Annotated in this window: 25 protein-coding genes; 18 read left to right on the top strand and 7 right to left on the bottom strand. The window is 70.1% G+C overall.

What is annotated here, in order from left to right; translation table 11 throughout:
• Nucleotides 1-25 precede the first annotated feature (25 nt).
• Nucleotides 26-1,900 carry a hypothetical protein gene (locus O6P37_RS16505; RefSeq protein ID WP_269895094.1) on the top strand — a complete coding sequence of 625 codons (1,875 nt, stop codon included), beginning with the start codon at nt 26-28 and terminating at the stop codon, nt 1,898-1,900.
• Here O6P37_RS16505 and O6P37_RS16500 read toward each other — a convergent pair.
• Nucleotides 1,893-2,972 (bottom strand): ABC transporter substrate-binding protein, encoded by a 1,080-nt coding sequence (locus O6P37_RS16500; RefSeq protein WP_269895093.1) that lies wholly within the window; start codon nt 2,970-2,972, stop codon nt 1,893-1,895. The two genes, O6P37_RS16505 and O6P37_RS16500, sit on opposite strands and share 8 nt — an antisense overlap.
• A 171-nt stretch (nt 2,973-3,143) precedes the next feature.
• On the opposite strand from O6P37_RS16500, the gene ctaD reads away from it, so the two are divergent.
• Nucleotides 3,144-4,874, top strand: coding sequence for an aa3-type cytochrome oxidase subunit I (gene ctaD, locus O6P37_RS16495; protein WP_264011993.1), 1,731 nt, complete (start codon nt 3,144-3,146; stop codon nt 4,872-4,874).
• Between the two features lie 22 nt (nt 4,875-4,896).
• Entirely contained in the window at nt 4,897-6,135 is a 1,239-nt protein-coding gene (gene serB, locus O6P37_RS16490) for a phosphoserine phosphatase SerB (protein WP_269895092.1), read from the top strand.
• Here serB and yczR read toward each other — a convergent pair.
• A complete protein-coding gene (yczR, locus tag O6P37_RS16485; protein ID WP_269895091.1) occupies nt 6,132-7,589 on the bottom strand; it encodes a MocR-like transcription factor YczR in 1,458 nt (485 codons plus the stop codon). The genes serB and yczR overlap by 4 nt on opposite strands.
• A gap of 62 nt (nt 7,590-7,651) precedes the next feature.
• On the opposite strand from yczR, the gene O6P37_RS16480 reads away from it, so the two are divergent.
• The 8 genes from O6P37_RS16480 to O6P37_RS16445 all read left to right on the top strand — a co-directional run bounded on the left by O6P37_RS16480 (nt 7,652) and on the right by O6P37_RS16445 (nt 13,785).
• On the top strand, nt 7,652-7,807 hold the full coding sequence (locus O6P37_RS16480; RefSeq protein ID WP_269895090.1) for a hypothetical protein: 156 nt from the start codon (nt 7,652-7,654) through the stop codon (nt 7,805-7,807).
• A gap of 68 nt (nt 7,808-7,875) precedes the next feature.
• The gene (yczE, locus tag O6P37_RS16475) at nt 7,876-8,550 is read left to right on the top strand and encodes a membrane protein YczE (RefSeq protein WP_264012251.1); all 675 of its coding nucleotides are present in this window, start codon (nt 7,876-7,878) and stop codon (nt 8,548-8,550) included.
• On the top strand, nt 8,502-9,350 hold the full coding sequence (locus tag O6P37_RS16470; protein WP_264011990.1) for an ABC transporter ATP-binding protein: 849 nt from the start codon (nt 8,502-8,504) through the stop codon (nt 9,348-9,350). Before yczE ends, O6P37_RS16470 begins: the two co-directional genes overlap by 49 nt.
• Nucleotides 9,347-10,177, top strand: a complete 831-nt coding sequence (locus tag O6P37_RS16465) for an NUDIX hydrolase (RefSeq protein ID WP_269895089.1) — start codon at nt 9,347-9,349, stop codon at nt 10,175-10,177. The genes O6P37_RS16470 and O6P37_RS16465 overlap by 4 nt, the downstream gene beginning before the upstream one ends.
• Nucleotides 10,178-10,179: 2 nt before the next feature.
• The gene (locus O6P37_RS16460; RefSeq protein WP_269895088.1) at nt 10,180-10,857 is read left to right on the top strand and encodes an enoyl-CoA hydratase; all 678 of its coding nucleotides are present in this window, start codon (nt 10,180-10,182) and stop codon (nt 10,855-10,857) included.
• A 10-nt stretch (nt 10,858-10,867) separates the two neighbouring features.
• A complete protein-coding gene (locus O6P37_RS16455; protein WP_264011987.1) occupies nt 10,868-11,842 on the top strand; it encodes a class I SAM-dependent methyltransferase in 975 nt (324 codons plus the stop codon).
• A complete protein-coding gene (locus O6P37_RS16450; protein WP_269895217.1) occupies nt 11,776-13,014 on the top strand; it encodes a THUMP-like domain-containing protein in 1,239 nt (412 codons plus the stop codon). Before O6P37_RS16455 ends, O6P37_RS16450 begins: the two co-directional genes overlap by 67 nt.
• A gap of 75 nt (nt 13,015-13,089) precedes the next feature.
• Complete coding sequence (locus O6P37_RS16445) at nt 13,090-13,785, top strand: esterase (RefSeq protein ID WP_269895087.1); 696 nt, start codon at nt 13,090-13,092, stop codon at nt 13,783-13,785.
• Here the strand turns inward: O6P37_RS16445 and O6P37_RS16440 are convergent.
• The gene (locus O6P37_RS16440; protein ID WP_269895086.1) at nt 13,782-15,332 is read right to left on the bottom strand and encodes an alanine/glycine:cation symporter family protein; all 1,551 of its coding nucleotides are present in this window, start codon (nt 15,330-15,332) and stop codon (nt 13,782-13,784) included. The genes O6P37_RS16445 and O6P37_RS16440 overlap by 4 nt on opposite strands.
• Nucleotides 15,333-15,444: 112 nt before the next feature.
• On the bottom strand, nt 15,445-16,728 hold the full coding sequence (locus O6P37_RS16435; protein WP_269895085.1) for an outer membrane protein assembly factor BamB family protein: 1,284 nt from the start codon (nt 16,726-16,728) through the stop codon (nt 15,445-15,447).
• Between the two features lie 141 nt (nt 16,729-16,869).
• On the opposite strand from O6P37_RS16435, the gene O6P37_RS16430 reads away from it, so the two are divergent.
• From O6P37_RS16430 to O6P37_RS16415, 4 genes are all read left to right on the top strand, one after another.
• Nucleotides 16,870-17,607, top strand: coding sequence for an acyltransferase (locus O6P37_RS16430; RefSeq protein WP_269895084.1), 738 nt, complete (start codon nt 16,870-16,872; stop codon nt 17,605-17,607).
• Nucleotides 17,608-17,695: 88 nt separating this feature from the next.
• Complete coding sequence (locus O6P37_RS16425; RefSeq protein ID WP_269895083.1) at nt 17,696-18,265, top strand: TetR/AcrR family transcriptional regulator; 570 nt, start codon at nt 17,696-17,698, stop codon at nt 18,263-18,265.
• A 32-nt stretch (nt 18,266-18,297) separates the two neighbouring features.
• Nucleotides 18,298-18,657 carry a DoxX family protein gene (locus O6P37_RS16420; protein WP_269895082.1) on the top strand — a complete coding sequence of 120 codons (360 nt, stop codon included), beginning with the start codon at nt 18,298-18,300 and terminating at the stop codon, nt 18,655-18,657.
• Nucleotides 18,658-18,676: 19 nt separating this feature from the next.
• Nucleotides 18,677-19,030, top strand: coding sequence for a nuclear transport factor 2 family protein (locus O6P37_RS16415; RefSeq protein ID WP_269895081.1), 354 nt, complete (start codon nt 18,677-18,679; stop codon nt 19,028-19,030).
• An 8-nt stretch (nt 19,031-19,038) separates the two neighbouring features.
• On the opposite strand, the gene O6P37_RS16410 is transcribed toward O6P37_RS16415, so the two are convergent.
• From O6P37_RS16410 to O6P37_RS16400, 3 genes are read right to left on the bottom strand one after another with little or no spacing between them, the layout of a single operon-like run.
• On the bottom strand, nt 19,039-20,283 hold the full coding sequence (locus O6P37_RS16410) for a glycosyltransferase family 4 protein (protein ID WP_269895080.1): 1,245 nt from the start codon (nt 20,281-20,283) through the stop codon (nt 19,039-19,041).
• 19 nt (nt 20,284-20,302) lie between these two features.
• Nucleotides 20,303-21,907 carry a glycoside hydrolase family 57 protein gene (locus O6P37_RS16405; protein ID WP_269895079.1) on the bottom strand — a complete coding sequence of 535 codons (1,605 nt, stop codon included), beginning with the start codon at nt 21,905-21,907 and terminating at the stop codon, nt 20,303-20,305.
• Nucleotides 21,904-22,701, bottom strand: a complete 798-nt coding sequence (locus O6P37_RS16400) for a class I SAM-dependent methyltransferase (RefSeq protein WP_269895078.1) — start codon at nt 22,699-22,701, stop codon at nt 21,904-21,906. Before O6P37_RS16400 ends, O6P37_RS16405 begins: the two co-directional genes overlap by 4 nt.
• Before the next feature lie 217 nt (nt 22,702-22,918).
• Between O6P37_RS16400 and O6P37_RS16395 the strand changes: the two genes are divergently transcribed.
• From O6P37_RS16395 to O6P37_RS16385, 3 genes are all read left to right on the top strand, one after another.
• Nucleotides 22,919-23,710, top strand: coding sequence for an electron transfer flavoprotein subunit beta/FixA family protein (locus O6P37_RS16395; protein ID WP_269895077.1), 792 nt, complete (start codon nt 22,919-22,921; stop codon nt 23,708-23,710).
• A 45-nt stretch (nt 23,711-23,755) separates the two neighbouring features.
• Nucleotides 23,756-24,712, top strand: coding sequence for an electron transfer flavoprotein subunit alpha/FixB family protein (locus O6P37_RS16390; RefSeq protein WP_264011975.1), 957 nt, complete (start codon nt 23,756-23,758; stop codon nt 24,710-24,712).
• A gap of 171 nt (nt 24,713-24,883) precedes the next feature.
• Nucleotides 24,884-25,627 (top strand): SDR family oxidoreductase, encoded by a 744-nt coding sequence (locus tag O6P37_RS16385; RefSeq protein WP_269895216.1) that lies wholly within the window; start codon nt 24,884-24,886, stop codon nt 25,625-25,627.

Genomic DNA, 25,627 nt, shown 5'->3' with positions numbered 1-25,627 from the left:
CAACGTATTTCGCTAAGATCGGCTAGTGAATCAGCGACCGCGGGTCACCCGCCTGGTGATGTACAAGCACGGCGTGGCCTACCTGGAGCACAGCGGTCCCGCCGACGGGTCCTTCGAGATGTCCTTCCGGCAGGGCGACATGAACGACGTGCTGAAGTCGTTGGCGGTCGGCGTCGTCAGCGGGACGGCCGCCTTCGGCGGGGTCGGATTCGAGACCCCCAGTGACTCCGATGCGCTGCTGGCGGCCCGCAAGCTGCTGCTCACGCCGGGTGCGGCGCTCACCGGCCTGCTCGACGCCGTGCGCGGGCGCACCGTCGAGGTGGCCGCCGACGACGGTGTCCACCGTGGCGAGGTGATCGGCGTGGACGAAACGGATGGCGGTACCGCGGCGCCGCAGCGGCTGCTCGTGCTGCGGACGGGGGAGGGGGCACTGCGCCTTGTGGACCTCGCCGGTGTCCGCGGCGTCGATCTGGTCGAGGAGCCGTCCCGGGACGACCTGGGCTATCTGGTGGAGCGGTCCCGCGCGGCGACGGCCGGGGAGCAGCGCACCGTGGCGGTCCGCCTCGACGGCGCCGCCGACGACGTGCGGGTCTCCTACGTCGTGCCCGCACCGGTGTGGCGGGTGTCCTACCGGCTGGTGTGCGACGGCGCGGCGGTCACGCTGCTCGGGCTGGCCATCGTGCACAACCCCGTCGACGAGGAACTGGCCGACGTGGCACTGACCCTCACCACCGGGCAGCCGGTGTCGTTCGACATCGACCTCTACCACGGCAAGTGGGTGCGGCGGACGGTGGTGGAGGAGGAGGAGCGCGTGGCCTCGGCGCCCGCGCCGAGCGGTGCTCCGATGCCCGTGAGGGCCATGACGGCGCGGGAGACGGCCTATGCCGACCCAGCTGCGGCGGACCCCGACTACTCCGAAACCGGTGACCGCGGTGAGCATTTCGAGTACCGGCTGACCGCACCCGTCACGTTGGCGCGCGGCGGGTCGGCGATGGTCCCGATGGTGACCACCCGGCTCGACGACGCCCGCCGGGAGCGGGTCTGGCGCGACGGGTCGGGCTCGGCGCCCGACATCGTGCTGGTGTTCACCAACTCCACCGGCGTGGTGCTCGAGGAGGGTGCCGCCGTCGTGTACGACGACGGCAGTTATGCCGGAGAGGCGATGCTGCCCTACACCGCCCGCGGTGCCCAGCTGCGGCTGACGTTCGCCAAGGACCTCGCGGTGCGCTGCGCCAAGTCCACCGGCCACCGGACGGTGACCACGAAGGTGCGGCTCGGCCGGGAGGGCCTGGTCGAGGAGCAGCGTCGTGACGAGCAGCACCTGTGGCGCGCCGACAACGACGGCGACACCGCCGTCGAGCTCTGGGTCGAGCTGCGCCGTCGTACCGGGTACCAGCTGGACGGCGCGGTCGCACCCGTCGAGCAGACCGCCACCCACCACCGGTTCCGGATCGACGTGCCCGCGCACGGGCACGCGGAACTGACGGTGCTCGAGTCCTACCGGACGCAGATCACCGCCGGCTACGACCGGCTGTCGCCCGACCAGCTCGGCGACTGGCTGTCGCGCAGGCTGCTCGACGAGTCGACGTTCCGGGAGCTGCGCGGGGTGCTGGAGCACTGGGAGGCGGCCCGCCGGCTGGAAGCCGAGCGCGACCGGATGGTCGAGGAGCGCAACGAGGCGTTCGCCGGCCAGGCCCGGATCGCCGAGCAGCTCGAGGTGCTCCGTGACGCGGGCCCGGAGGGCGAGGTGCGCGCCCGCACCGTCGATCAGCTGGTGGCGTTGCAGGACCGGGCCGCCGCCCTCGATGCCGACATCCGGCGCAACCGCGACCGCGTCGACGCCGAGAATCGTTCCGCAGCAACCGAACTCGAGCGGTTGATCGCGAGCGGGGTCAGTTGATCGGGGCGTTGACCTGCCGCAGGTCGGCAAGGATGCCGCGCGCCGCGACGATGCCCTGGCCGGTGTGCCAGATCTCGTTGTTGACCGTGAACACGCGGTGGTCCCGGGTGGCCGACAAAGCGCGCCAGGCGTCGCTGTCGAGTACCTCGGCGGCACGCTCACGTGCGGCGGCCGACGCGAAGGACAGATAGACGATGTCGCCGTTGGCGATGGCGTAGTCGGGGGAGTCGGCCGTGGCCACCTCGACGTAGGGCTTGTCGGTGAAGCGCTGCGCGGCGGGGCGATCGAGCCCCACCTCCGCGAGCACGCTGCCCGCGAAGTCGTCCACGCCGTAGACCCGCAGCGTGGTGTCGGTCAGCTGCGCCACCGAGGCCTGGAAGTGCGCGGCGTCGTTCTCGGCTCCGGTCCTGCGGGCGGCGTCGTCGAAGCCGTCGATCAGGTCGCCCGCGGCGTCGAATCGGCCGGTGGCCGCACCGACCGTGCGCAGATTGGCCTTCCAGTCCACGCCGGGCGGGCCGGTGAACACGGTCGGGGCGATTGCCGACAACGCGGGGTAGGCCTGTGGTGTCAGGGCCTGCGAGCCCAGGACGAGGTCGGGGTCGGCGGCTTCGATCGCCGCGAGGTCGGGATCGCTGCGGCTGCCTGCGCCCGGCACGTCGTGCACCACGCGGCCCAGGTAGGAGGGCTGGTCGGCCGCACCGTCGGGCAGCGCCGCGGCGACGATGCGGCCCTGCAGCCCGAGCGCACACAGCGCGTCGAGCTGGTCACCGGAGAGCACCACGATGCGCTGCGGGTCCGCAGGCACCCGCGTCTCGCCGACGGCATGGCGGACGGGGCGCTCACGCGCACCCGGGTCGACCCGCGCCGGCTCGGGCGCACAGGACTCGTCGGGCCTGCGGTCGTTGCCCAGCACACCCGCACCGGCGATGCTCGTCGTACTGGTCACCAAGGTCGACGCCGCGGGCGGGGCGCCTGCCGGCTCGCCCGACGATCCGCAGGAGGTCACGGCGACCGCCACGACCACGGCCGATGCCGCTGCGCACAGCCGCATCCGCGGTCCGCTGATCAGCACGTGGCCGACGGTAACATCCACCGCGGTGACCACCGGTCCAGCGGTCGGACCGCCGATCCGAGCCGAATTACGACAGTTTGTAGGACCCAGGCTGACCCGGCCCCCGCAGAGCGATAAGATTCAGTACGAAACACGCGGGGCCCGCCCCGCGCAGGACCTTTGGAGGATCTCTTGGTAGCCGAAGCGCCCCCAATCGGAGAACTCGAGGCACGGCGCCCCTTCCCGGAGCGGCTCGGCCCCAAGGGCAACCTGATCTACAAACTGATCACCACCACCGATCACAAGCTGATCGGCATCATGTACTGCGTCGCCTGCTTCGTGTTCTTCTTCATCGGCGGGTTGATGGCGCTGTTCATGCGCACCGAACTCGCGGTGCCGGGCCTGCAGTTCCTGTCCAACGAGCAGTACAACCAGCTGTTCACCATGCACGGCACGGTGATGCTGCTGTTCTACGCCACGCCCATCGTGTTCGGCTTCGCCAACCTGGTGCTTCCGCTGCAGATCGGCGCGCCCGACGTGGCGTTCCCGCGGCTCAACGCCTTCTCGTTCTGGCTCTTCCTGTTCGGCGCGCTGATCGCGATCGCCGGCTTCATCACCCCCGGCGGCGCGGCCGACTTCGGCTGGACCGCCTACTCGCCGCTGACCGACGCCATCCACTCACCGGGCGCCGGCGGCGACCTGTGGATCATGGGCCTGGCCGTCGGCGGTCTGGGCACCATCCTCGGTGGCGTCAACATGATCACCACGGTGGTCTGCATGCGCGCGCCCGGCATGACCATGTTCCGGATGCCGATCTTCACCTGGAACATCCTGGTGACGTCGATCCTGGTGCTGCTGGCCTTCCCGCTGCTGACCGCGGCGCTGTTCGGCCTCGCCGCCGACCGCCACCTCGGCGCCCACGTCTACGACCCGGCCAACGGCGGCGTGCTGCTCTGGCAACACCTCTTCTGGTTCTTCGGCCATCCCGAGGTGTACATCATCGCCCTGCCCTTCTTCGGGATCGTGACCGAGATCTTCCCGGTGTTCTCGCGCAAGCCGATCTTCGGCTACACCACCCTGATCTACGCGACGCTGGCCATCGCCGCGCTGTCGGTAGCGGTGTGGGCGCACCACATGTACGCCACCGGCGCAGTGCTGCTGCCGTTCTTCTCGTTCATGACCTTCCTCATAGCCGTGCCCACCGGTATCAAGTTCTTCAACTGGATAGGCACGATGTGGAAAGGCCAGTTGACGTTCGAGACACCGATGTTGTTCTCGGTCGGCTTCCTGGTGACCTTCTTGCTCGGTGGCCTGTCCGGTGTGCTGCTGGCCAGCCCGCCCATCGACTTCCACGTCACCGACAGCTACTTCGTCATCGCGCACTTCCACTACGTGCTGTTCGGCACCATCGTGTTCGCCACGTACGCCGGCATCTACTTCTGGTTCCCGAAGATGACCGGCAGGCTGCTCGACGAACGGCTGGGCAAGCTGCACTTCTGGCTCACCTTCATCGGCTTCCACGCCACCTTCCTGGTGCAGCACTGGGTGGGCGACGAGGGCATGCCGCGCCGCTACGCCGACTACCTGCCGTCGGACGGCTTCACCACGCTCAACATCGTGTCGACCATCGGTGCGTTCATCCTCGGCATCTCGACGCTGCCGTTCGTCTGGAACGTCTTCAAGAGCTGGCGCTACGGCGAACCGGTGACCGTCGACGATCCGTGGGGTTATGGCAACTCGCTGGAGTGGGCGACTAGCTGCCCGCCGCCGCGGCACAACTTCACCGAGCTGCCGCGGATCCGGTCCGAGCGCCCGGCGTTCGAGCTGCACTATCCGCACATGGTGGAGCGGATGCGCGCCGAGGCGCACGTCGGACGCGACCACCATGCGGACGAGCCCAAGCCCATCGACGCGTCCAGTTGATGGACTGCTGCGACATCAGGGGATGAACGCAGCAGACAAGGTGTCGGTGCTGATCACCGTCACCGGGGTGGATCAGCCGGGCGTCACGTCGGCGTTGTTCGAGGTGCTCTCGCGGCACAACGTCGAACTGCTCAACGTCGAACAGGTGGTCATCCGGGGCCGGCTCACCCTCGGTGTGCTGCTGTCGGCGCCCCCGGCCGTCGCCGATGGCGATGCGCTGAGCGCCGAGGTGACCGAGGTGATCCACCGGCTGGGCCTCGAGGTGACCGTCGAACCCAGCGGCAACTCGCCGGTGATGCGGCACCTGTCGACGCACACCATCGTCGCCCTCGGGCGGCCGTTCACCGCCGGTGCGTTCAATGCGCTGGCTCGCGAGCTGGCGTTCCTCGGAGTGAACATCGACTTCATCCGCGGCATCTCGGACTATCCGGTCACCGGGTTGGAGCTCGGGGTGTCGGTGCCGACCACGGTGCTCGCCAAGCACGTGCAGTCGGCGCTCGCGCGGGTGTCCGCCGACGAACAGGTCGATCTCGCGCTGGAGGACTACAGCATCTCGCGGCGTGCCAAGCGGCTGATCGTGTTCGACGTGGACTCGACGCTGATCCAGGGTGAGGTCATCGAGATGCTCGCCGACCGGGCCGGCGCGCTGGCCGCCGTCGCCGAGGTCACCGAGGCGGCCATGCGTGGCGAACTCGACTTCGCGGAGTCGCTGCACCGCCGGGTGGCCACGCTGGCCGGGCTGCCCGCCGAGGTGCTCGACGAGGTCGCCGAACAGCTGGAGCTCACGCCGGGCGCCCGCACCACGATCCGGACACTGCGCCGGCTGGGCTACCACTGCGGCGTGGTGTCGGGCGGGTTCCGCCAGGTGATCGAACCGCTGGCCCACGAACTGATGCTCGACTACGTCGCGGCCAACGAGCTGGAGATCGTCGACGGCAAGTTGACCGGCCGGGTCGTCGGGCAGGTGGTCGACCGGCCCGGAAAGGCAAGGGCGCTGCGGGATTTCGCGCAGCAGGCCGGGGTCCCGATGGAGCAGACGGTGGCCGTCGGCGACGGCGCCAACGACATCGACATGCTCGCGGCGGCCGGGCTCGGCGTGGCGTTCAACGCCAAACCCGCGCTGCGTGAGGTCGCCGACGCGTCGCTGAGCCATCCGTACCTGGACACCGTGCTGTTCATCCTGGGTGTCACCCGCGGCGAGATCGAGGCCGCCGACGCGGTCGACGGCATGGTCCGCCGCGTGGAGATCCTCGACGACTAGACGACCAGGGCCTGGGGTTCCGGTCCGGTGGAGCCGGTGACGCTGCGCCAGGCCCGCGCGAGCAGCCGCACCGCGTCGGCCATCTGATCCGGCGGCAGGGTGTACGGAATCCGGACGAACCGCTCGAGGGTCCCGTCCACACCGAACCGCGGTCCCGGCGGCACGTCGAGCCCCATCCGCGACGCTGCCGCCGACAGCGCCGAACTCATCGGGGCGGGCAGCCGCACCCACAGCGCAAGGCCGCCACCGCCCGGGCACGGCCGCCAGTCGGGCAGGTGCTCTTCGAGCAGCGACAACATCAGCGCCCGCCGGGTGCGCAGCAGCTCACGCCGCTCCGGCAGCACGTCCTCGGCCACCCGCAGCAGGTCCGCGGCGGCCAGCTGCTCAAAAATCGGCGTGCCCATGTCGATCGACGGCCGCAGCGCCGCGACGGTGGCCAGGGTGCTGCGCTCGGCGCGGATCCAGCCGATGCGCAGGCCGCCCCAGAACGACTTGGACATCGAACCGAGGGTCATCACCAGGTCGCGCCGCCGATTCAGGAAGCTCGCGACGGGTGCGGGGACGGGCTCGTCGATCCACACCTCGGTCATCGTCTCGTCGATGATGGTGCGGGTACGGGTGTCGGCGATCAGGTCGGCCAGTTCCCGGCGATGGGCGGCCGGCATGGTGAGCCCGGTCGGGTTGTGGTTGTCGGGCACCAGATACGCCAGGTTCGGCGCCAGCTGCCGGATCGCGGCGTTCATCGCGCCGAGATCCCAGCCGTCCTCGGTGAGCGGCACCGGCACCGGGCGACCGCCCGCGGTGGTGATGGCCGCGATGGCGCCGTGGTACGTCGGCTGATCGACCAGCACCCGGTCGCCCGGCTGGGTGTAGGTCGCCAGGATCAGCCCGAACGCGTGCAGCGTTCCGGTCGTGACCATGATCTCGTCCGGCTCGGTGGGCAGCCCCCGGGCGCAGTAGCGTTCGGCGATCGCCTCGCGCAACGGCAGCACACCGGTCAGTTCGATGCCGATGTCCTGCAGATAGGGCGTGATCTGCCGGGTCGCGGTGGTGAAGGCGTCGAGCACCGCCGTCGCGGGAGCCGCAAGGGCGGCGTTGGCGAGGTTGACCGAGATCCCGGGTGTCGTGAACGCCTCGACCGTGGTGGACGCCGTGGCCGTGACCGGGAGCGCGGTGGTGCTGCGGGCGCCGCGGCGGGCCACCAGGTAGCCGTCGTCGCGCAGCTGCGCGTAGGCGGCGGTGACGGTGGTGCGCGACACCCGCAGTGCGTCGGCCAGCGCCCGCTCGCTCGGCAGCCGGGCGCCGACCGGCAGCCGGCCGTCGATGATGAGCATCCGGATGCCGTCGGCCAGGCCCTGGTACGCCGGGCCACTCCTGCTCGACGTCCGCCAGTTGCCCAGATCGCGGGCCAGTAGATCCTCGTCGAGCGCGCGGGCCATCGTGTCGATGCTCATTTGCAGCCAGTATGAGCCAACTGGCTATTGGACCGCAAGCCAGCCAAGGCCAGAATCGACGTATGGCTTCGAACTGGATACTAAAATTGGGTGAGCGCCTCGCAAACCTGTTCTCGTACCGCCCGATGGGGTCCACCTCGGGCGAACTGGACTCTGATCTGCGGCGGATACGCAGCGAACTGGACGCCATCCGCGTCCGGTTCCCCGACCACGCGTGACGCGGACCCGAAGGGCGTCGCTGCGCGGCGCCGCACTCCTCGCCGGCCTGATCGGTTACGGATTCTCGATGGCCCTGATGGTGCGGGCCGGCCTCGGCCTCGACCCCTGGGACGTGTTCCACCAAGGCCTGGCCGGCCACACCGGGATGTCGTTCGGCCTCGCCACCGCGTTGGTCGGCGTCGCCGTGCTGCTGGCCTGGATCCCGCTGCGCAACCGCCCTGGCGTGGGCACCGTGGCCAACGTGATCGTCATCGCGGTCACCGTCGACGCCACCCTCGCCGTCCTGCCTGCGCCGGTGTCGATGCCGGTCCGGATCGGCTGGATGGTGACCGCCGTCCTGCTCAACGCGTTCAGCACGGTCCTCTATGTCGGCGCAGGCCTCGGACCGGGACCGCGGGACGGCCTGATGACCGGGCTGGTCGCACGCACCGGCCGTTCCGTGCGGCTGGTGCGGACCACGATCGAGGTCACGGTGCTGACGGTCGGCTGGCTGCTCGGCGGCACCGTCGGCGTCGGCACGCTGGTCTACGCGTTCGGGATCGGGCCGCTCGTGCAGATGTTCGTGTGGCTGACGCCGAAACGGCTCCTCGCCGTCAGCGGCTGGGCGCCGGTGGTCGGCGCGGACGATTCCGGCGGGCGAATCGCCGCGAGGCGGCCGGCGTCGCGACGGCGGCGCAACACTACGATGGGCGAGTGCCGGAAGAAGACACCGCAGCTGACACGGCCGACCCCGACCTGCTGATCGATTTCGCCCGGGTCACGCTGCGCCGCGGCGGCCGGACGCTCGTCGGACCCGTCACCTGGGCGGTGGAACTCGACGAACGCTGGGTGGTGATCGGGCCGAACGGCGCAGGCAAGACGTCGCTGCTGCGGATCGCGGCCGCCATGGAGCATCCGTCGAGCGGCACCGCGTTCGTGCTGGGCGAACGGCTCGGCCGGGCCGACATGGCCGAGCTGCGCTCGCGGGTCGGGCTGAGTAGTTCTGCACTGTCGCAACGGGTTCCGGACGACGAGGTGGTCCGCGACCTGGTGGTCTCCGCCGGATATGCGGTGCTGGGGCGCTGGCGGGAGTCCTATGAGGACGTCGACTACGCGCAGGCGGTCGACATGTTGGAGAGCGTCGGCGCCGAGCACCTCGCCGAACGTCTCTACGGCACGCTGTCCGAAGGGGAACGCAAGCGGGTGCTCATCGCTCGGTCGATGATGACCGACCCCGAACTGCTGCTGCTCGACGAGCCGGCGGCCGGCCTGGACCTCGGCGGGCGCGAGGAACTGGTGGCGCGGTTGGAGGATCTCGCCGCAGACCCCGACGCGCCGGCCATGGTGCTGGTCACCCACCACGTCGAGGAGGTGCCCCGCGGGTTCAGCCACGGCCTGATCCTGTCGGAGGGCCACGTGGTCGCCTCGGGTCTGTTGACCGACGTGCTCACCGCCGAGAACCTGTCCACGGCATTCGGCCAGTCGATCGCCCTGGAGAACGTCGACGGCCGCTACTTCGCGCGGCGCACCCGCAGCCGCGCGGCACACAGGAGGCGTGCATGACGGAGGGATCCCCCGATCCTCTGGTGCCCCGGCCCGCGGCGACGGTGATGCTGATCCGCGACGGGCGTCAGGGCGCACCCATCGAGGTCTTCCTGATGCGCAGGCACTCGGCGATGGACTTCGTGGCCGGGGTGATGGTGTTCCCGGGTGGCGGCGTCGACAAGCGCGACCGCAACGCCGACATCGCCTGGGCCGGCCCGGAGCCGGCATGGTGGGCCGGACGGCTCGGCGTGGACACCGATCTGGCCGGCGCGCTGGTGTGCGCCGCCGCCCGCGAGACGTTCGAGGAGTCCGGCGTGCTGTTCGCGGGCGCCGCCGACGATCCCGACGTGCTGGTCGACGACGCCTCGGTGTACCGGGCGCAGCGGCAGGCGCTGGTCGACAGGTCGCTGTCCTTCGCCGAATTCCTGAAGACGGAGAAGCTGGTGCTGCGGGCCGACCTGCTGCGCCCGTGGGCGAACTGGGTGACCCCGAAGGAGGAGCGCACCCGCCGCTACGACACCTACTTCTTCGTGGGCGCGATCCCGCAGGGCCAGCGCGCCGACGGCGACAACACCGAGACCGATCAGGCCGGCTGGATCACCCCGACCGAGGCGCTCGACGACTTCGCCGCCGGGCGCACCTTCCTGCTGCCGCCGACGTGGACCCAGCTCGACTCGCTGGCCGGCCACACCGTCGCCGAGGTGCTGGCCGTGGAGCGCAGGATCGAGGCCGTCGAACCTCACCTGGCCGCGCGCGACGGCAACTGGGAGATCGAGTTCTTCGACAGCGACCGCTACAACGCCGCCCGGGACCACCGCGCCCCGCAGGGCTACAGCGGCGACTGAACATGGGGGAGTTCGTCGACGTCGTCCTGGGTGGGCCGGGGAACGGCTCGGTCGATGACCGGCCACGAATCGCGACGCTGCTGCTGTCGCGGCCGCCGACCAATGCGCTGACCCGACAGATGTACCGGGAGGTGGCCGCCGCGGCGGCCGAGGCCGGCGACCGCGACGACGTCCTCGCGGTCATCGTCTTCGGTGGGCACGAGATCTTCTGCGCCGGGGACGACGTCCCGGAACTGCGCACCCTGGATCCCGAGGAAGCCGACGCGGCCGCCCGCACGGCCCGTGAGGCGATCGCCGCGCTGGCCGCTCTGCCGAAGCCGACCGTCGCCGCGATCACCGGCTACGCGCTGGGCAGCGGGCTGACGCTGGCGCTGGCCGCGGACTGGCGGGTCAGCGGGGACAACGCGAAGTTCGGGTCCACCGAGATCCTCGGCGGCCGGTCACCCGACGCCTCCGCCGCAGCACGGCTGACCCGTGCGGTGGGCGAGAGCAGGGCCAAGGACCTGGTGTTCAGCGGCCGGTTCGTCGGCGCCCCCGAAGCACATGCACTCGGGCTGGTCGACGAGCTGGTCGCCCCCGACCACGTCTACGACGCCGCGCTGGCCTGGGCACTGCGCTTCGCCGACTATCCGCCGCAGCTGCTGGCCGCCGCGAAAGCCAGCTTCGGGGCCGCCGGTTAGGCTGCCCTGCATGACGAGTACCGATTCGGCTCCGGTCCCGAACCCGCACGCCACGGCAGAGCAGGTCGAGGCCGCCCGCCACGACTCCAAACTCGCCCAGGTGCTGTACCACGACTGGGAGGCCGAAAGTTACGACGACAAGTGGTCGATCTCGTACGACCAGCGCTGCATCGACTACGCCCGCGGCCGGTTCGACGCCATCGTGCCCGCCGAGGAACAGCGTGAACTGCCCTACGACCGGGCGCTGGAGCTGGGCTGCGGCACCGGGTTCTTCCTGCTCAACCTCATCCAGTCGGGCGTGGCACGGCGCGGATCGGTGACCGACCTGTCGCCCGGCATGGTGAAGGTCGCCACCCGTAACGGCCAGTCGCTCGGACTGGACGTCGACGGCCGGGTGGCCGACGCCGAGGGCATCCCGTACGAGGACGACACCTTCGACCTGGTGGTCGGCCACGCGGTGCTGCACCACATCCCCGACGTGGAACTGTCGCTGCGCGAGGTCGTGCGGGTACTCAAGCCCGGCGGCCGGTTCGTCTTCGCCGGCGAGCCGACGACTGTCGGCAACACCTACGCCCGCACGCTGGCCGACCTGACCTGGAAGACCACCGTGGCGGCGATGAAGCTGCCCGGACTGAGCAGCTGGCGCCGGCCGCAGGAGGAACTCGACGAGAACTCGCGGGCGGCCGCGCTGGAGTGGATCGTCGACCTGCACACCTTCGACCCGGCCGACCTCGAGAAGATGGCGACCAACGCCGGTGCGGTCTCGGTGCAGACGGCCAGCGAGGAGTTCACCGCGGCGATGCTGGGCTGGCCGGTGCGCACCTTCGAGTCGACGGTGCCGCCGGGCAAGCTCGGATGGGGCTGGGCGAAGTTCGCGTTCAACGGCTGGACCACGCTGAGCTGGGTGGACGCCAACGTCTGGCGCCGCGTCGTGCCGAAGGGCTGGTTCTACAACGTGATGGTCACCGGGGTCAAGCCGTCGTAGCGTTCACGCTCGACGACGTCGAGTACCTGCAGGGCGAGGCCGGCGCGAGCGCGCTGCGGGAGGTCGCGGACCTGGAGCTGGTCGACAGCACGCTGGTGCGCGACATCGCCTCTGTGAGAACCCGATTCGGTACGCGTGCGACCGTCCTGGTGGAGACCGTGCGGCTGCGCAGGCGCGCCGTCGCCAAGGTCGGCGACCCGTCGGGCTGGCTGTTCACCGACGAGGCGCTGCAGCAGGCGACGGCCGCTCCGGTGGCCGCCCACCGGGCGCGTCGCCTTCGCGGCGCACGTGTGCACGACGCCACCTGCTCGATCGGCAGTGAGCTTGCCGCTCTTCGTGATTCGGCTTCGGTGGTGATGGGCAGCGACATCGATCCTGTGAGATTGTCGATGGCGCGGCACAACCTCGCGCAGAGCGGCGCCGAGGTCCTGGTGTGCCGGGCCGACGCGCTCCGGCCGGTCAGCCGGGACACCGTCGTGCTGCTCGATCCCGCCCGCCGCAGTGCAGGGCGACGTCGGTTCGACCCACGCGACTACACCCCGGCCCTCGATGCGCTGTTCGACGTGTACCGCGGCCGCGAGATCGTCGTGAAGTGCGCTCCCGGAATCGATTTCGGCCGGCTCACGGACCTCGGATTCGCCGGCGAGGTCGAGGTGACGTCGTTGGCGGGAAGCGTGCGGGAGGCGTGCCTGTGGTCGGCGGGGCTGACCGCCGGCGGTGTCACCCGGCGCGCGACCGTGCTCGACCGCGCCGAGGAGATCACCGACACCGAACCCGCCGACTGCCCGGTCGGACCCGCAGGCCGGTGGATCGTCGACCCCGACGGCGCGGTGGTGCGCGCCGGGCTGGTGCGGCACTGGGCCGCCCGCCACGGCCTGTGGCAACTCGACCCGGACATCGCCTACCTGTCGGGTGACTCGGTGCCCGATGGTGTGCGCGGATTCGAGGTGCTCGACGAGGTCGGTTTCAGCGAGCGGCGGCTGCGCGATGCGCTGGCGGCCCACGATGCCGGGGCGGTCGAGATCCTGGTCCGCGGCCTCGATGTGGACCCCGATGCGCTGCGGCGGCGGCTGCGGCTGCGCGGTTCGGCGCACGCCGCGGTGGTGCTGACCCGGCTCGGGTCCGGGACCGCAAGCCGGGCAACGGCGTTCATCTGCCGGCCGGACCGCTGAGCGGACACGTACGCTGACAGGGACGCGCCGGTGACTCGAACCGGTGTCCGACATCATCTGCGAGGACGACTGACGATGGGTATTGCCAAGATGGCCGCCGTACTGGCGGCCGGTGTCCTGGTCGGCTGGCCGGGCATGGCCGTCGCGGGCGCGCAGTCGGCGTGCGCCGATCTGGGCGGCGCGCTCGACGGCGAGCAGACATGTCGCGTGCACGCCGCCACCTCGACATACACGCTGGACTACAGCTTCCCTGCCGGATATCCCGACGAGCAGGCGGTCGCGGCCTACCTCACCCAGACCCGGGACGGATTCGTCAACGTGTCGCAGACGCCCGGCAACCGCGACCTGCCCTACGTGCTGGACGCCAAGGGCACCACCTACCACTCGGGAATGGCGCCGAAGGGGACGCAGAGCCTGGTCTTCGAGGTCTACCAGAACGTCGGCGGCGCTCACCCGAGCACCTGGTTCAAGGCGTTCAACTACAACCTCGACGGTCAGCGTCCGGTCACGTTCGACAACCTGTTCAAGCCCGGCACCCTGCCGCTGGACACGATCTACCCGATCGTCCAGCGCGAGGTGCAGCGCCAGCTCGGCCCCGACGTGGCGATCGCCCCTGAGGACGGAATGAACGCCGACAACTACCAGAATTTCGCGATCTCCGACGACGCGGTGGTGTTCTTCTTCGCGCAGGGCGAGCTGATGGCCGGCGCCGCGGGGGCGAACCAGGTGTCCGTCCCGCGGGCCGCCATCGCTCCGATGCTGGCGGTCTAGTCGCCGCTGGTCTGACCCGCGGCCGTCGTCTGCGGTCTGCGCTCGTAGGTCTCCCAGAACGTCGCGCCCGTGATGTTGAGCGCCATCGGATCGAACACCGGGTCCAAGCCTTGCTTCTTCTGTTTCTCGTAGTCCCAGAGGGCGAGGTAGGCCGGCTTCTGCAAGATGATGATGCCGACGATGTTGAGCCAGGCCATCAGGCCGACGCCGATGTCACCGAGCACCCACGCCTCGGTCGCCGTGGACACCGCGCCGATCACCACCGACACCAGAATCAGTGCCTGCAGCAGCATCGTCAGACCCGTTCCGAGCGTGCCGCCGACCCCCGGGATCTGCACCTTCGCGTGCCTGCCCAGCATGAACCGCAGGTTGGTCTCGGCCATGTAGTAGTAGGCGACCAGGGTGGTGAAGCAGAAGAACGCCAGGGAGATGGCGACGAACGACGCGCCTGCCCCACTCCACAGAGTGTCGAATCCGACCTGTGCGAACCCCGGTCCAACCTCGGTGTCCGCGGGCAGTGCACCGCCTTCGGCGATGACCGCACCGGACTCGCTCTCGCCTTCGAACACCCGGTAGGCGCCGGTGGACAGGATCAGGAAGCCGGTGGCCGAGCAGACGAACAGCGTGTCGACGTACACCGCGAAGGCCTGCACGAGCCCCTGCTTGGCCGGATGCGAGACCTCGGCGGCCGCCGCGGCGTGCGGCCCGGTGCCCTGGCCGGCTTCGTTGGAATAGATTCCGCGCTTGACGCCCCACATCACCGCGGCGCCGATGATGGCGCCGAACGCGGAGTCGAAGCCCAGCGCCGAGGAGAAGATCAGGCTGATGATCTCGGGCACCTGATCGGCGTTGAGCAACACGATGATCATCGCCAGCACGATGTACACCACCGCCATGAACGGCACCACGACCGACGCGAACGCCGCGATCCGCTTGACACCGCCGATGATGACGAACGCCAGCACGATCACCGTGCCGACCGCGACCCACCACTTCGAGAAGCCCCATGCCGAGCTCATCGCGGTCGCCATGGAGTTCGACTGCACACTCGGCAGCAGCAGGCCGCAGGCGAGCACGGTGACCGCCGCGAAGATGTATCCGTACACCTTGAACGCGCCCGCCGCACGGGTGTGCGCCATGGCACGGCTGAGGTAGTAGGCCGGGCCGCCGCGGTATTCACCGGTCAGCTGGTCGCGGGTCTTGTAGATCTGACCGAGGGTGCATTCGACGAAGGACGTCGAGGCGCCGAGGAAGGCGACCGTCCACATCCAGAACAGCGCGCCGGGCCCGCCGAAAGCGATCGCCGTCGCCACACCCGCGATGTTGCCGGTGCCGACGCGGCCGGCCAGCGACATGGTCAGTGCCTGGAACGAGGACACGCCCGATGGTGACTTCTCGCCCCGCACCAAGAGCCGGAGCATCTCCGGCACCTGGCGCACCTGAACGAACTTGGACCGGATGGAGAAGTACACCCCTGCCGCCAGGCACAGGTAGACCAGCGCATTGCTCCAGACGTAACTGTTGACGAGATCGAGGAATTCGGACAAGAGATCGCCCTTCGCATCGCGGTTGTCGAGGTGCTTCGGATGTGACGCTCGAGCATGATCGCACCCGGAGGGCGGCGGCCTGTTACGAATCGGTCACCCGGCGGTAAATCGGCTAGGCCGGCGCGAACCCGTACACCTGACCGTCGCTGGTGGCGGTGACGATGCGGCCGTCGTGCGCGATCGACACCCCGACCGGCCATCCGGTGGCCTCCGGCAGCGGATAGCTGTTCACCGTGCGGCCGTCGCCTGCGTCGAGGACCAGCAGCGCCTGCCCGCGCTCACCGTCGGGGACCACCGTGTAGGCGAGCGCACCGGCGCGGCTGGCCGTGGTCAGCGGCGCGACGTCGTCGCGGGTCCAGGCGACTTCGCCGCGATCACCCTCGTCGCGGACGGCGAGCAGGCGAGAGCGGGGTCCGCCGCCGGTGAGGATCAACCCGTCCGGCGACACCGACGGCGGGGTCTGCGCGACGTACTCCAGCGGCACCGACCACTTCGGCGTGCCGTCGGCGCTGTTCAGCGCCCACAGCCGCGAGTCGCGGCCGTTGACGTAGACGGTGGCGCCGTCGGCGGACAGCACCGGGCTGGCCAGCGGCCCGCGGCCCACCGCCTCACTGGTCCACTCGTGGGTCAGCAGTGGACGCTGACCGGCGCGGTAGCGCAGTCCGACGAGCACGGGCGCGTCGGCGCCGGGCTCCCACAGCGTCAGCGCCACGGTGCCGGTCTGCGCCGAGAACGCCGGCGCCGCCGCCACCGGGCAGCCGCGCCGGGCGGTCCGGCAGTCGGCGAGGCCGCGCACGGAGTCGGTGGGATCGACACCCGCGACCAGGTCGAGCGGCGCGCCCTCCACCGTTCCGCGGTGCCCGTCGAACGTCAGCACCTGGCCGAGGTGCGTCACCACCAGCAACAGCCCGTCGGTGAGCAGGCGCGGGGTGGTGGGCATGCCGATGACCGGCTGGCGCCAGCGGATCCACTGCGTCGGCGGGAAGGACACGATGGCGCCGGGCTGGCCGACGTAGAGGTTGTCGAATCCGTCGAAGAGGGGACTGGCGCCGCCGCCGCCCTGCACCAGCCGCGTGCACCAGCGCTGTCGCGCGAGGTTGTCGAACTCCCACACCATCAGTGAGCAACCCGCCGGGGTCTGCGCATTGGCGGCCAGATAGTTGCCGGAACCCAGCGCGACGGCGGCGCCGAGGTCGCCCTTGACCGACCGGGTCCACTCCAGCGTGAGGGCTCCAGGCCCGGCGTCGGCGGTGTAGCTACTGTTCGCGGCGTCGCCGTACTGGGCGGACCACCCCGAGGCGGCCTTCGACTCGACCCAGCCGTCGGTGTCCCCGCAACCGGCGAGCACGCCCGCGAGCAGCGCCGTCATCACCAGCACGGTCAGTCGCCGGTACACAGTGCTCCGTCAGTCCTCTCGTCCGGGCGTGATGCGCGGCCCACGTGAGGGTAACCCGGTGGGGCGGCGCCCCGGCCACCCGGCAAGCGTGACGCGGCGACCCGGGAAACCAGACCTGGTGCTCGCGTAGGCTTTGCGGCCATGACGACGATGTGGGGTGCGCCGTTGCACAAGCGCTGGCGCGGCTCGCGGCTGGGCGATCCGCGTCAGGCGAATTTCCTCACCGTGGCCTCGCTGAAGTGGGTGTTGGCCAACAAGGCGTACACGCCGTGGTACCTGGTCCGCTACTGGCGGCTGCTGAAGTTCAAGCTGCGCAACCCGCACATCATCACCCGCGGCATGGTGTTCCTGGGCAAGGGCGTGGAGATCGAGGCGACCCCGGAGCTGTCGACGATGGAGATCGGCCGCTGGGTGCACATCGGCGACAAGAACACGATCCGCTGCCACGAAGGGTCGCTGCGTATCGGCGACAAGGTGGTGCTGGGCCGCGACAACGTGATCAACACCTACCTCGACATCGAGCTGGGCGATTCGGTGCTGATGGCCGACTGGTGCTACATCTGCGACTTCGACCACCGGATGGAAAACATCGACCTGCCGATCAAGGACCAGGGCATCGTCAAGGGCCCGGTGCGCATCGGGCCCGACACCTGGGTCGGCGTCAAGGTCACCGTGCTGCGCAACACCACGGTCGGGCGCGGCTGTGTGCTGGGCTCGCACGCGGTGGTCAGGGGCGACGTCCCCGACTTCTCGATCGCCGTCGGCGCTCCGGCGAAGGTGGTCAAGAACCGCAAGCTGGCCTGGGAGACCTCGGCCGCCCAGCGCGCCGAACTCGCCGCGGCGCTGGCCGACATCGAACGCAAGAAGGCCGCCCGCTGACCCCTCTTCCGAACTGAGGAACTCGACGCGTCGCTCGTCTCACCAAACCATACGGTCCAGTATGATGTGCCCTCATGTCGAGGCGCTCGTGAACAGGAACAACACACGGGAGAAGTGGCTGGATGCCGGCCTCCGGGTATTGGCCGCCGACGGCGCGAGCGGATTGCGGATCGACCGCATCGCGGCCAGGCTGAAGTTGTCCAAGGGCTCGTTCCACCACCACTTCAGCGGTGCCGACGGCTACAAGCGGGAACTGCTCGCGCATTTCGAGGCGATGGCCGTCGATGCCATGGAGCGTGAGATCGACGCCGCCCGGGCGCCCGGTGATGCCCGCGCCGTGCTGACCCGGCTCACCGGTCTCGTTTCCGCTGGCGGAGAGGGCCTTTACCGTCCCCAGCTCGAAGTGGCGGTCCGTGCGTGGGCGACCTGGGACGACGAGGTCAACCGGGTCCAGGGTCGCATCGACAGGGCCAGGCTGACGGCTCTCCAGCGGATCTGGCGCCCCCATGTCGCGACCGACGCCGATGCGCGGGTGGCCGCACTGCTGCCGTATCTCGTCGCCCTCGGCGCTGCGGTGTCGGTTCCGCCCGTCGAGCCCGAGGAACTGGGGCGCGTCTACGAGACGCTGCTGCCGCTCGTCCCCGGGCCGCACGCTTGAGCCAAATCATACGGTACGGTATGGTTTGATTCGTGACGTCGTTGCCCGACCCGCAGTGGCCCGTCGTGGTGCTGGCGGTCATTCAGCTCGTGGACGCGGCTCTGTGCATCAAGCCGGCCGCATTCATCGCAGACTGCTTCCGGGGGGTGGACTGGCCGCAACGTCTCTGGTGGCTGATGCCGCCGCTCAAACTGGCCGCCGCGGCCGGGCTGGTGGCCGGGCTCTGGATCCCTCACCTGGCGGCGTTGACCTGCGCGGCGCTCGTGGCCTACTTCCTGTGTGCTGTCGCCGTCCATGTCCGCGCCCGCGATTACGGCCGGAATCTGTTCCTCAACGCGACGGGCATGCTCGTCATCTGCATCGCCGTCGGTGTCTTCTGCTTCCTCGTCTGAACCCGAGAAAGGACTGGATATGAGCGAGTCCGACGGAGCGGCAACGCTGTTCGAGAGGTGGGTGCTCGAGGTGTGGTCCGGCGGGCCGGTACCCACCGACCTGGTCGCCGACGACTTCATCGGCCACTGGCCCGGCCGGGACATTCGCGGCACGGCGGAACTGGCGGCGATCATCGACGAGACCCGCTCCGCTTTCGAGGAGCTCACCTTCCAGATCGTGCTCGGCCCGTTCACCGACGGGGAGCTGATGGCCGGACGGTGGATCGGGCACGGTCGGCACAGTTCGGGAGAGGCGCGATTCTCCGGCAATGACATCCTGCGCATCGCCGACGGGCGCATCGCCGAGTACTGGACGGGGACGTCGGGCGGCTGATGTACCGGCTACCGGCCGGGCAGGGCGTGTTCGACCGTGGGCCGACGCGGATGTGGTTCACGCTCACCGCGTTTGGCCGCCAGATAGACCTGTGCGGTGTCGGCCGCGACGGTGTGCCAGTCGAAGTCGGAGGTGAGCCGGTCGCGGGCGGCGATGGCATGGCGCTGCGCCGCTTGCGGATCGTCGAGCACCGCGACGACGGCGGCCGCGAGCCCCGCGACATCGCGCGGAGCGCATGACATCCCGGTCTCCCCGTCGATGACGGCCTCGCCGAGTCCGCCCACATTCGTGGTCACCAGGGGGGTGCCGGTGGCGGCGGCCTCGAGCGCGACGATGCCGAACGGCTCGTAGTGGCTCGGCAGCACGGCCGCGTCGGCGGTGTGCAGCATCGCGACCAGGTCATCATGTCCGAGCCGCCCGACGAATCGTGTCGCCTTGCGCACCTTGTGCTTTCGTGCCTGCTCGACGAGCCACTGCTCCTGGGTGCCGTCGCCGGCGATCGTCAGTGTGGTGCCAGGGTGCGCGCGCCGGATCCGTGGAAGCGCGGCGATGGCGTCGTGGATGCCCTTCTCGTACTCCAGTCGGCCGACGAACAGCAGGTGTGGCGCGCCCTGCCGGGCACGCCGGGTGGCGAACGGCCAGAGGCCGGCATCGATGCCGTTGCGGATCACCCGGACCTCGGCGAGGCCGGGGCCGAACAGTTCGGTGATCTCGTCGCTCATGGAGGCCGAACACGTGATGAGCGAATCGGATTCGTGCACCAGCCAGGATTCGACCGCGTGCACCTGGCGACTGATCTTGCCGGACACCCAGCCCGAGTGCCTGCCCGCCTCGGTGGCGTGAATGGTGGAGACGAGTGGCACGTCGAAGAACTCGGCGAGCGCGATGGCCGGATGCGCCACCAGCCAGTCGTGTGCGTGCACGACGTCGGGCCGCCAGGGTGTGCCGTCGGCGGTGTGGCGCAGCGTGAGGCCCGACCGGACCATGGAGTGCCCCATCGCGAGGACCCAGGCCATCATGTCGGTGCCGAAGTCGAAGTCGTGCGGATCCTGCGCCGCGGCGACGACGCGCACGCCCTCGCTGTACCCGTCGGTCGACGGGTGGGTGCTGGGATCGGTGCCGGTGGGACGGCGGCTGAGCACGACGACCTCGTGACCGGACTCTGCCAGTGCAGTCGCGAGGTGGTGGACGTGGCGGCCGAGGCCGCCGATGACCACCGGCGGGTACTCCCACGACACCATCAACACCTTCATGGGCGTGACCGGGGCCGGCTCATCGCGGGAGCCGCCGGGCGTCGAGCGCGCCGAACAGTCCGTCGGCGCGGTTCCAGCCGTCGGCGAGCCGCTGCGCGGTGTCGCGGCGGCCAGAGGCCAGCGCCCCGGCGATCTCACGGGTGGCGTGGGCGTGCAGGTGGGCGCGGTAGCGCGCGTAGTCGGCGGCCGAGTCCTTGCTGACCATGAACGGCCAGTCGCTCGACACGGTCAGCAGTGTCTCGCGCAGGATCTGGTCGGCGACGTGGTCGCGCGCCGACGACGATCCGACGGCCGAGGTCTGGGCGAGCGCCTTGTCGACGGTGCTGAGTGCCGTCTCGGTGACCTCGCTGTTGAGCTGCACCAGGTCGGCGACCTGCTCGCCCGCCCAGACCTGCCAGTCCTTGCCCGATCCCCATGAGCTGGGCGGCAGTTCGACCGGTGCGCCGACGAATCCGCCGGCGACGGCGTCGGAGAGGGTGCCGACCCGGACGCCGGCTTCGGGGAGTGCCCGCAGCACCCGCGCCAGCCACTCCGGGCCCTCGTACCACCAGTGCCCGAACAGCTCGGTGTCGAAGGCGGCCACGACGTGCGCGGGCCTGCCGATCCGCTCGCTCTCGGCGATCAGCCGCTGCCGCACGGTCTCGACGAAGTCGGCGACGTGTCCGTCGACGGCCGCGCTCGCGCGCTGCGGGTCGTACGGCGCCTTGTCCTCGGACGCCACGTTGCGCCCGGTGACCCGGGCCGGTTTGAGGCCGGTGACGTGGTCGTGGGTGTGGAAGTCGCGGTAGGCGCCGTGGCCCGGATAGCCGGACTTCGGTGACCACACCCGGTAGCTGACCTGCAGGTCACGGCCGAACGCGACGACATCCGACGCGCCCACCGGGCGGCCCAGCGCGGTGTCCCCGTGCAGCGACGGCCCGTCGACCATGAAGTGCCCGACGCCCGCGGCGGCGTACTCGGTCTCCATGCCGGGCGCGTAGGCACACTCCGGCGCCCAGATGCCGGTGGGCACATGGGCGAACCGCTGGCCTGCGTCGGCCAAACCCTCGCGCAGCGCGAACTCCCGCAGCCGCGGGTTGAGCAGTGGCTGGAACGGGTGCGAGAGCGGCCCGCCCAGCAGTTCGATGGCGCCGGCGTCGATCAGCTCACGCAACAGCGGGCTGCCGCCGTGGCGCCACAGCGTGGTGAAGTCCTCGAGCGCCTCGTTCGCCACCCGGTGTTCGTGCGCACCGAACGCGCGCAACGCCTCCGGGGCGGAGGCCGCGCCGGTGGCGGTCGACGTGCGCAGTGTCGCGGCCTCGAGTGCCCGCAGCTCCCAATTGGCCAACCAGTGGTGCATGCCGGTCAGGCAGTACGGGTCGTCGAGCTGCGCGGTCACCACCGGCGTCATCCCGAGGGTGAGCAGGTGCCCGCGGCCTTCGGCGGCCAGCGTGCGCAGCACGCGCATCAGGGGGAGATACGCCGCCGACCACGACTGGTAGAGCCACTCCTCGCCGACCGGCCAGCGGCCGTGATGGGCCAGCCACGGCAGGTGCGTGTGCAGCACCAGGGTGAAGAGCCCGGGTACCGGCGCCGCCGGGCTCGGCGGGCAGGAGCGTAGCGACCCGGGGTTCGGATCCGTCACGGCCGCACCGCGATCGCCACCAGATCGAGGCTGTCGTCGATCGGGCGCTCGGCCGCGGGCGTCAGGTCGAAGTCGTCGACGGTGACCGCGGCGACGTCGGCCAGCAGGTCCGCCGGCCACGGGGCGTCGGCCATCGCGCGGGCGATCTGGGCGTCGATGATCGAGCCGCCGTGCCGGGCGTCGAGTGCGGTCAGGCGGGGGCCGTGGAATACGCCGTGGATCCCCTCCAGGGCGAAGCCGGCACCGGTCAGCAGTTCGGTCAGCTCGTCGGCATTGAGTTCGCGGGTGTGGAACGGGTTGACCGGGGTGTCGCTACCGGGGGTGAACGTGATCCTGTTCGGTGTCGACATCAGCAGGACGCCGGAGGGCCGCAGCACCCGCAGGCATTCGGCGACGAACTGCGGCTGGTCCCAGAGGTGTTCGATCACCTGGAAATTCACCACGACGTCGACGGAGGCGTCGGGCAGCGGGAGCGCGGCCAGGTTGCCGTGGTGCATCTCGATGCGCGGGTAGCGGGCGCGCACGTGGGCGACGGTCGCCTCGTCGTAGTCCAGGCCGATCACCCGGCGCGCCACGTCGGCGATCAGGTCGGCGCCGTAGCCCTCGCCGCACCCGGCCTCGAGCACGTCGCGATCGGCGCAGCGGGCCGCCAGCCGCCGGTAGACGACCTCGTGCCTGCGGAACCAGTAGTTCTCCTCGGCCAGGCCGGGGATGGTCCGCTCGCCGGTCAGCGGCAGGGCAGGGGGTGTCCGGCCAGGGCCGTCCCCGACCGCCCCCGTCAGGAATGCGCTCATCGGAAGGCAGGCTAACCCAGGCGAAGCGCCGATGGCCGATTCGCGAACAGTTCCTCCACGCCGCCCCTGCTTAGGGGAGGTCAGCGCGCAAACTTCGACCAGCTATGGTGTCAGTACGGCCACCACAAGTTACCGACGGGTAACATGGTGGCAGTTGCTTGAAACGTGGTAATGCAGGCCGGCCCATCGGCCTCACCGAGGAGGACGAACCAGAGTCATGACGAACATCGTGGTCCTGATCAAACAGGTCCCTGACACGTGGTCCGAGCGGAAGCTGTCCGACGGGGACTACACGCTCGACCGGGAAGCCGCCGACGCCGTGCTCGACGAGATCAACGAGCGCGCGGTCGAAGAAGCGCTGCTGATCAAGGAGCGCCAGGGCGACGACAGCACCGTCACCGTGCTGACCGCCGGTCCGGAGCGCGCGACCGAGGCCATCCGCAAGGCGCTGTCGATGGGCGCCGACAAGGCGGTCCACCTCGTCGACGAGCAGCTGCACGGCTCCGACATGGTCCAGACCGGGTGGGCGCTGGCCCGCGCGCTGGGGACCATCGAGGGCGCCGAGCTGGTCATCGCCGGCAACGAGGCCACCGACGGCACCGGCGGCGCCGTGCCGGCGATCATCGCCGAGTACCTGGGCCTGCCGCAGCTGACGCACGTGCGGAAGCTGAGCGTCGAGAACGGCAAGGTCACCGGCGAGCGGGAGACCGACGACGGCGTGTTCACCCTCGAGGCCTCGCTGCCCGCCGTGGTGAGCGTGAACGAGAAGATCAACGAGCCGCGCTTCCCGTCCTTCAAGGGCATCATGGCCGCGAAGAAGAAGGAAGTGGTCAAACTCACGCTGGCCGAGATCGGTGTCGAGGCCGATGAGGTCGGCGTCGCCAATGCCGGTTCCAAGGTGCTGTCGTCGACCCCCAAGCCGCCGAAGACGGCAGGCGAGAAGGTCACCGACGAGGGCGAGGGCGGCGCGAAGGTCGCCGAGTACCTCGTGGCCCAGAAGATCATCTAGCCGCGACCCGACCAGACATTCCTAGAAGAGGCGAAAGACAAACCCATGGCTGAAGTACTCGTGTTCGTCGAACACGCCGAAGGTGCCCTGAAGAAGGTCACCTCCGAACTGATCACCGCCGCCCGCGTGCTCGGTGAGCCCTCCGCCGTCGTGGTGGGCAAGCCCGGCACCGCCGAGCCGCTCGTCGACGGCCTCAAGGCCGCAGGCGCCGCGAAGATCTACGTCGCCGAGTCCGACGACGCGGAGAACTACCTGATCACCCCGCAGGTCGACGTGCTGGCATCGCTGGTGGAGTCGGCGTCGCCGGCCGCCGTGCTGCTGTCGTCGAACGCCGACGGCAAGGAGATCGCGGGCCGGCTCGCCGCCCGCATCGGGTCCGGTGTGCTGACCGACGTCGTCGAGGTCAAGGAGGGTGGCGTGGCCATTCACTCGATCTTCGGTGGCGCCTTCACCGTCGAGGCGGAGTCCACCGGCGAGCTGCCGGTGATCACGCTGCGCGCCGGTTCACTCGACGCCGAGCCGTCCGACGGCGCCGGCGAGGTCGTCAACGTCGAGGTGCCGGAGCAGGCGGAGAACGCCACCAGGATCACCGCGCGTGAGCCCGCGGTGGCCGGTGACCGTCCCGAGCTCGCCGAGGCCACGGTCGTGGTGTCCGGTGGCCGCGGTGTCGGCAGCGCCGAGAACTTCAACGTGGTGGAGGAGCTGGCCGACGCGCTCGGCGGCGCCGTCGGTGCGTCGCGTGCCGCGGTCGACTCCGGCTACTACCCGGGCCAGTTCCAGGTCGGCCAGACCGGTAAGACGGTGTCGCCGCAGCTGTACATCGCGCTCGGCATCTCCGGGGCGATCCAGCACCGCGCCGGCATGCAGACGTCGAAGACGATCATCGCGGTGAACAAGGACGAGGAGGCGCCGATCTTCGAGATCGCCGACCTCGGCATCGTCGGCGACCTGTTCAAGGTCACCCCGCAGCTGACCGAGAAGGTGAAGGCCCGCAAGGGCTGACCCCTCGGTCGACGCACACGCTCAACCGGAACCCCGGCGCCCTGCGGCGCCGGGGTTCCTTCTTGTCAGGGGGGCGGGCAAGACCACGGATTCTCCAGGGGGCGACCACGGCCACGGGGCGCCGATGCTGAGGGCAGGTCAACCGAGGAGGGTTCTGAAATGACGAACAGCATGCGGGTCACGGTCATGGGCGCCACGGGACAGGTGGGCGTGAGGGTGGTCGAACTGCTCGAGAACGCGCGCCATGAGGTGGTCGCGGCGTCCCGCTCGACGGGCGCCGACGTGCTCACCGGTGCGGGCCTCGCCGACGCGCTGTCCGGCGCCGACGTCCTGGTCGACGTCACGAATTCGCCCTCGTTCGACGACGATCCGGTGCTGGACTTCTTCACGAGGTCGACGGCGAACCTGACCGCGGCGGCCGCAGACGCCGGCGTCGGGCACTACGTCGCGCTGTCCATCGTCGGCGCCGACGGGCTGCCCGAAAGCGGCTACATGCGCGCGAAGGTGGTGCAGGAGCGCGCGATCATCGACTCCGGGCTGCCATACACGATCGTGCGGGCCACGCAGTTCCACGAATTCGCGGAGATGATCACCGGATCGCTGATCGTCGGCGACGAGGTGCACGCCCCCGATGCGTTGATCCAGCCGATCGCCGTCTCCGACGTCGCCGAGCAGGTGGCCCGCGTGGCGCAGGCACCTCCGCGGGGCGGCGTCGTGAACATCGGCGGCCCGGAGAAGATGTCGTTCGCCGACCTGGCCCGTGCGGTGGTGCAGCGGCAGGGCGGCGGGCAGCGCGTCGTGGTCGATCCACACGCCACCTACTTCGGCACGCCGGTGCAGCGCACCAGCCTGGTCACCGGCGACGACGGCATCCTGGCCGGCATCCGGTTCGGCGACTGCCAGGCGGGTCGCTGA

Source organism: Mycobacterium hippophais (genome assembly GCF_027529605.1).
Lineage (GTDB): Bacteria > Actinomycetota > Actinomycetes > Mycobacteriales > Mycobacteriaceae > Mycobacterium > Mycobacterium arseniciresistens.
This window is presented reverse-complemented; position numbering and strand designations above follow the sequence as displayed.

Excerpts from the sequence above, each read along its gene's own strand:
- O6P37_RS16385 (WP_269895216.1), top strand. The coding sequence starts at position 24,884 with ATGCGGGTCACGGTCATGGGCGCCACGGGACAGGTGGGCGTGAGGGTG.
- yczE (WP_264012251.1), top strand. The coding sequence starts at position 7,876 with ATGGCCCTGATGGTGCGGGCCGGCCTCGGCCTCGACCCCTGGGACGTG.
- O6P37_RS16480 (WP_269895090.1), top strand. The coding sequence starts at position 7,652 with ATGGCTTCGAACTGGATACTAAAATTGGGTGAGCGCCTCGCAAACCTG.
- O6P37_RS16460 (WP_269895088.1), top strand. The coding sequence starts at position 10,180 with ATGGGGGAGTTCGTCGACGTCGTCCTGGGTGGGCCGGGGAACGGCTCG.
- yczR (WP_269895091.1), bottom strand. The coding sequence starts at position 7,589 with ATGAGCATCGACACGATGGCCCGCGCGCTCGACGAGGATCTACTGGCC.
- O6P37_RS16390 (WP_264011975.1), top strand. The coding sequence starts at position 23,756 with ATGGCTGAAGTACTCGTGTTCGTCGAACACGCCGAAGGTGCCCTGAAG.
- O6P37_RS16445 (WP_269895087.1), top strand. The coding sequence starts at position 13,090 with ATGGGTATTGCCAAGATGGCCGCCGTACTGGCGGCCGGTGTCCTGGTC.
- O6P37_RS16465 (WP_269895089.1), top strand. The coding sequence starts at position 9,347 with ATGACGGAGGGATCCCCCGATCCTCTGGTGCCCCGGCCCGCGGCGACG.
- O6P37_RS16430 (WP_269895084.1), top strand. The coding sequence starts at position 16,870 with ATGACGACGATGTGGGGTGCGCCGTTGCACAAGCGCTGGCGCGGCTCG.
- O6P37_RS16415 (WP_269895081.1), top strand. The coding sequence starts at position 18,677 with ATGAGCGAGTCCGACGGAGCGGCAACGCTGTTCGAGAGGTGGGTGCTC.
- O6P37_RS16410 (WP_269895080.1), bottom strand. The coding sequence starts at position 20,283 with ATGAAGGTGTTGATGGTGTCGTGGGAGTACCCGCCGGTGGTCATCGGC.
- O6P37_RS16455 (WP_264011987.1), top strand. The coding sequence starts at position 10,868 with ATGACGAGTACCGATTCGGCTCCGGTCCCGAACCCGCACGCCACGGCA.
- O6P37_RS16400 (WP_269895078.1), bottom strand. The coding sequence starts at position 22,701 with ATGAGCGCATTCCTGACGGGGGCGGTCGGGGACGGCCCTGGCCGGACA.
- serB (WP_269895092.1), top strand. The coding sequence starts at position 4,897 with ATGAACGCAGCAGACAAGGTGTCGGTGCTGATCACCGTCACCGGGGTG.
- O6P37_RS16395 (WP_269895077.1), top strand. The coding sequence starts at position 22,919 with ATGACGAACATCGTGGTCCTGATCAAACAGGTCCCTGACACGTGGTCC.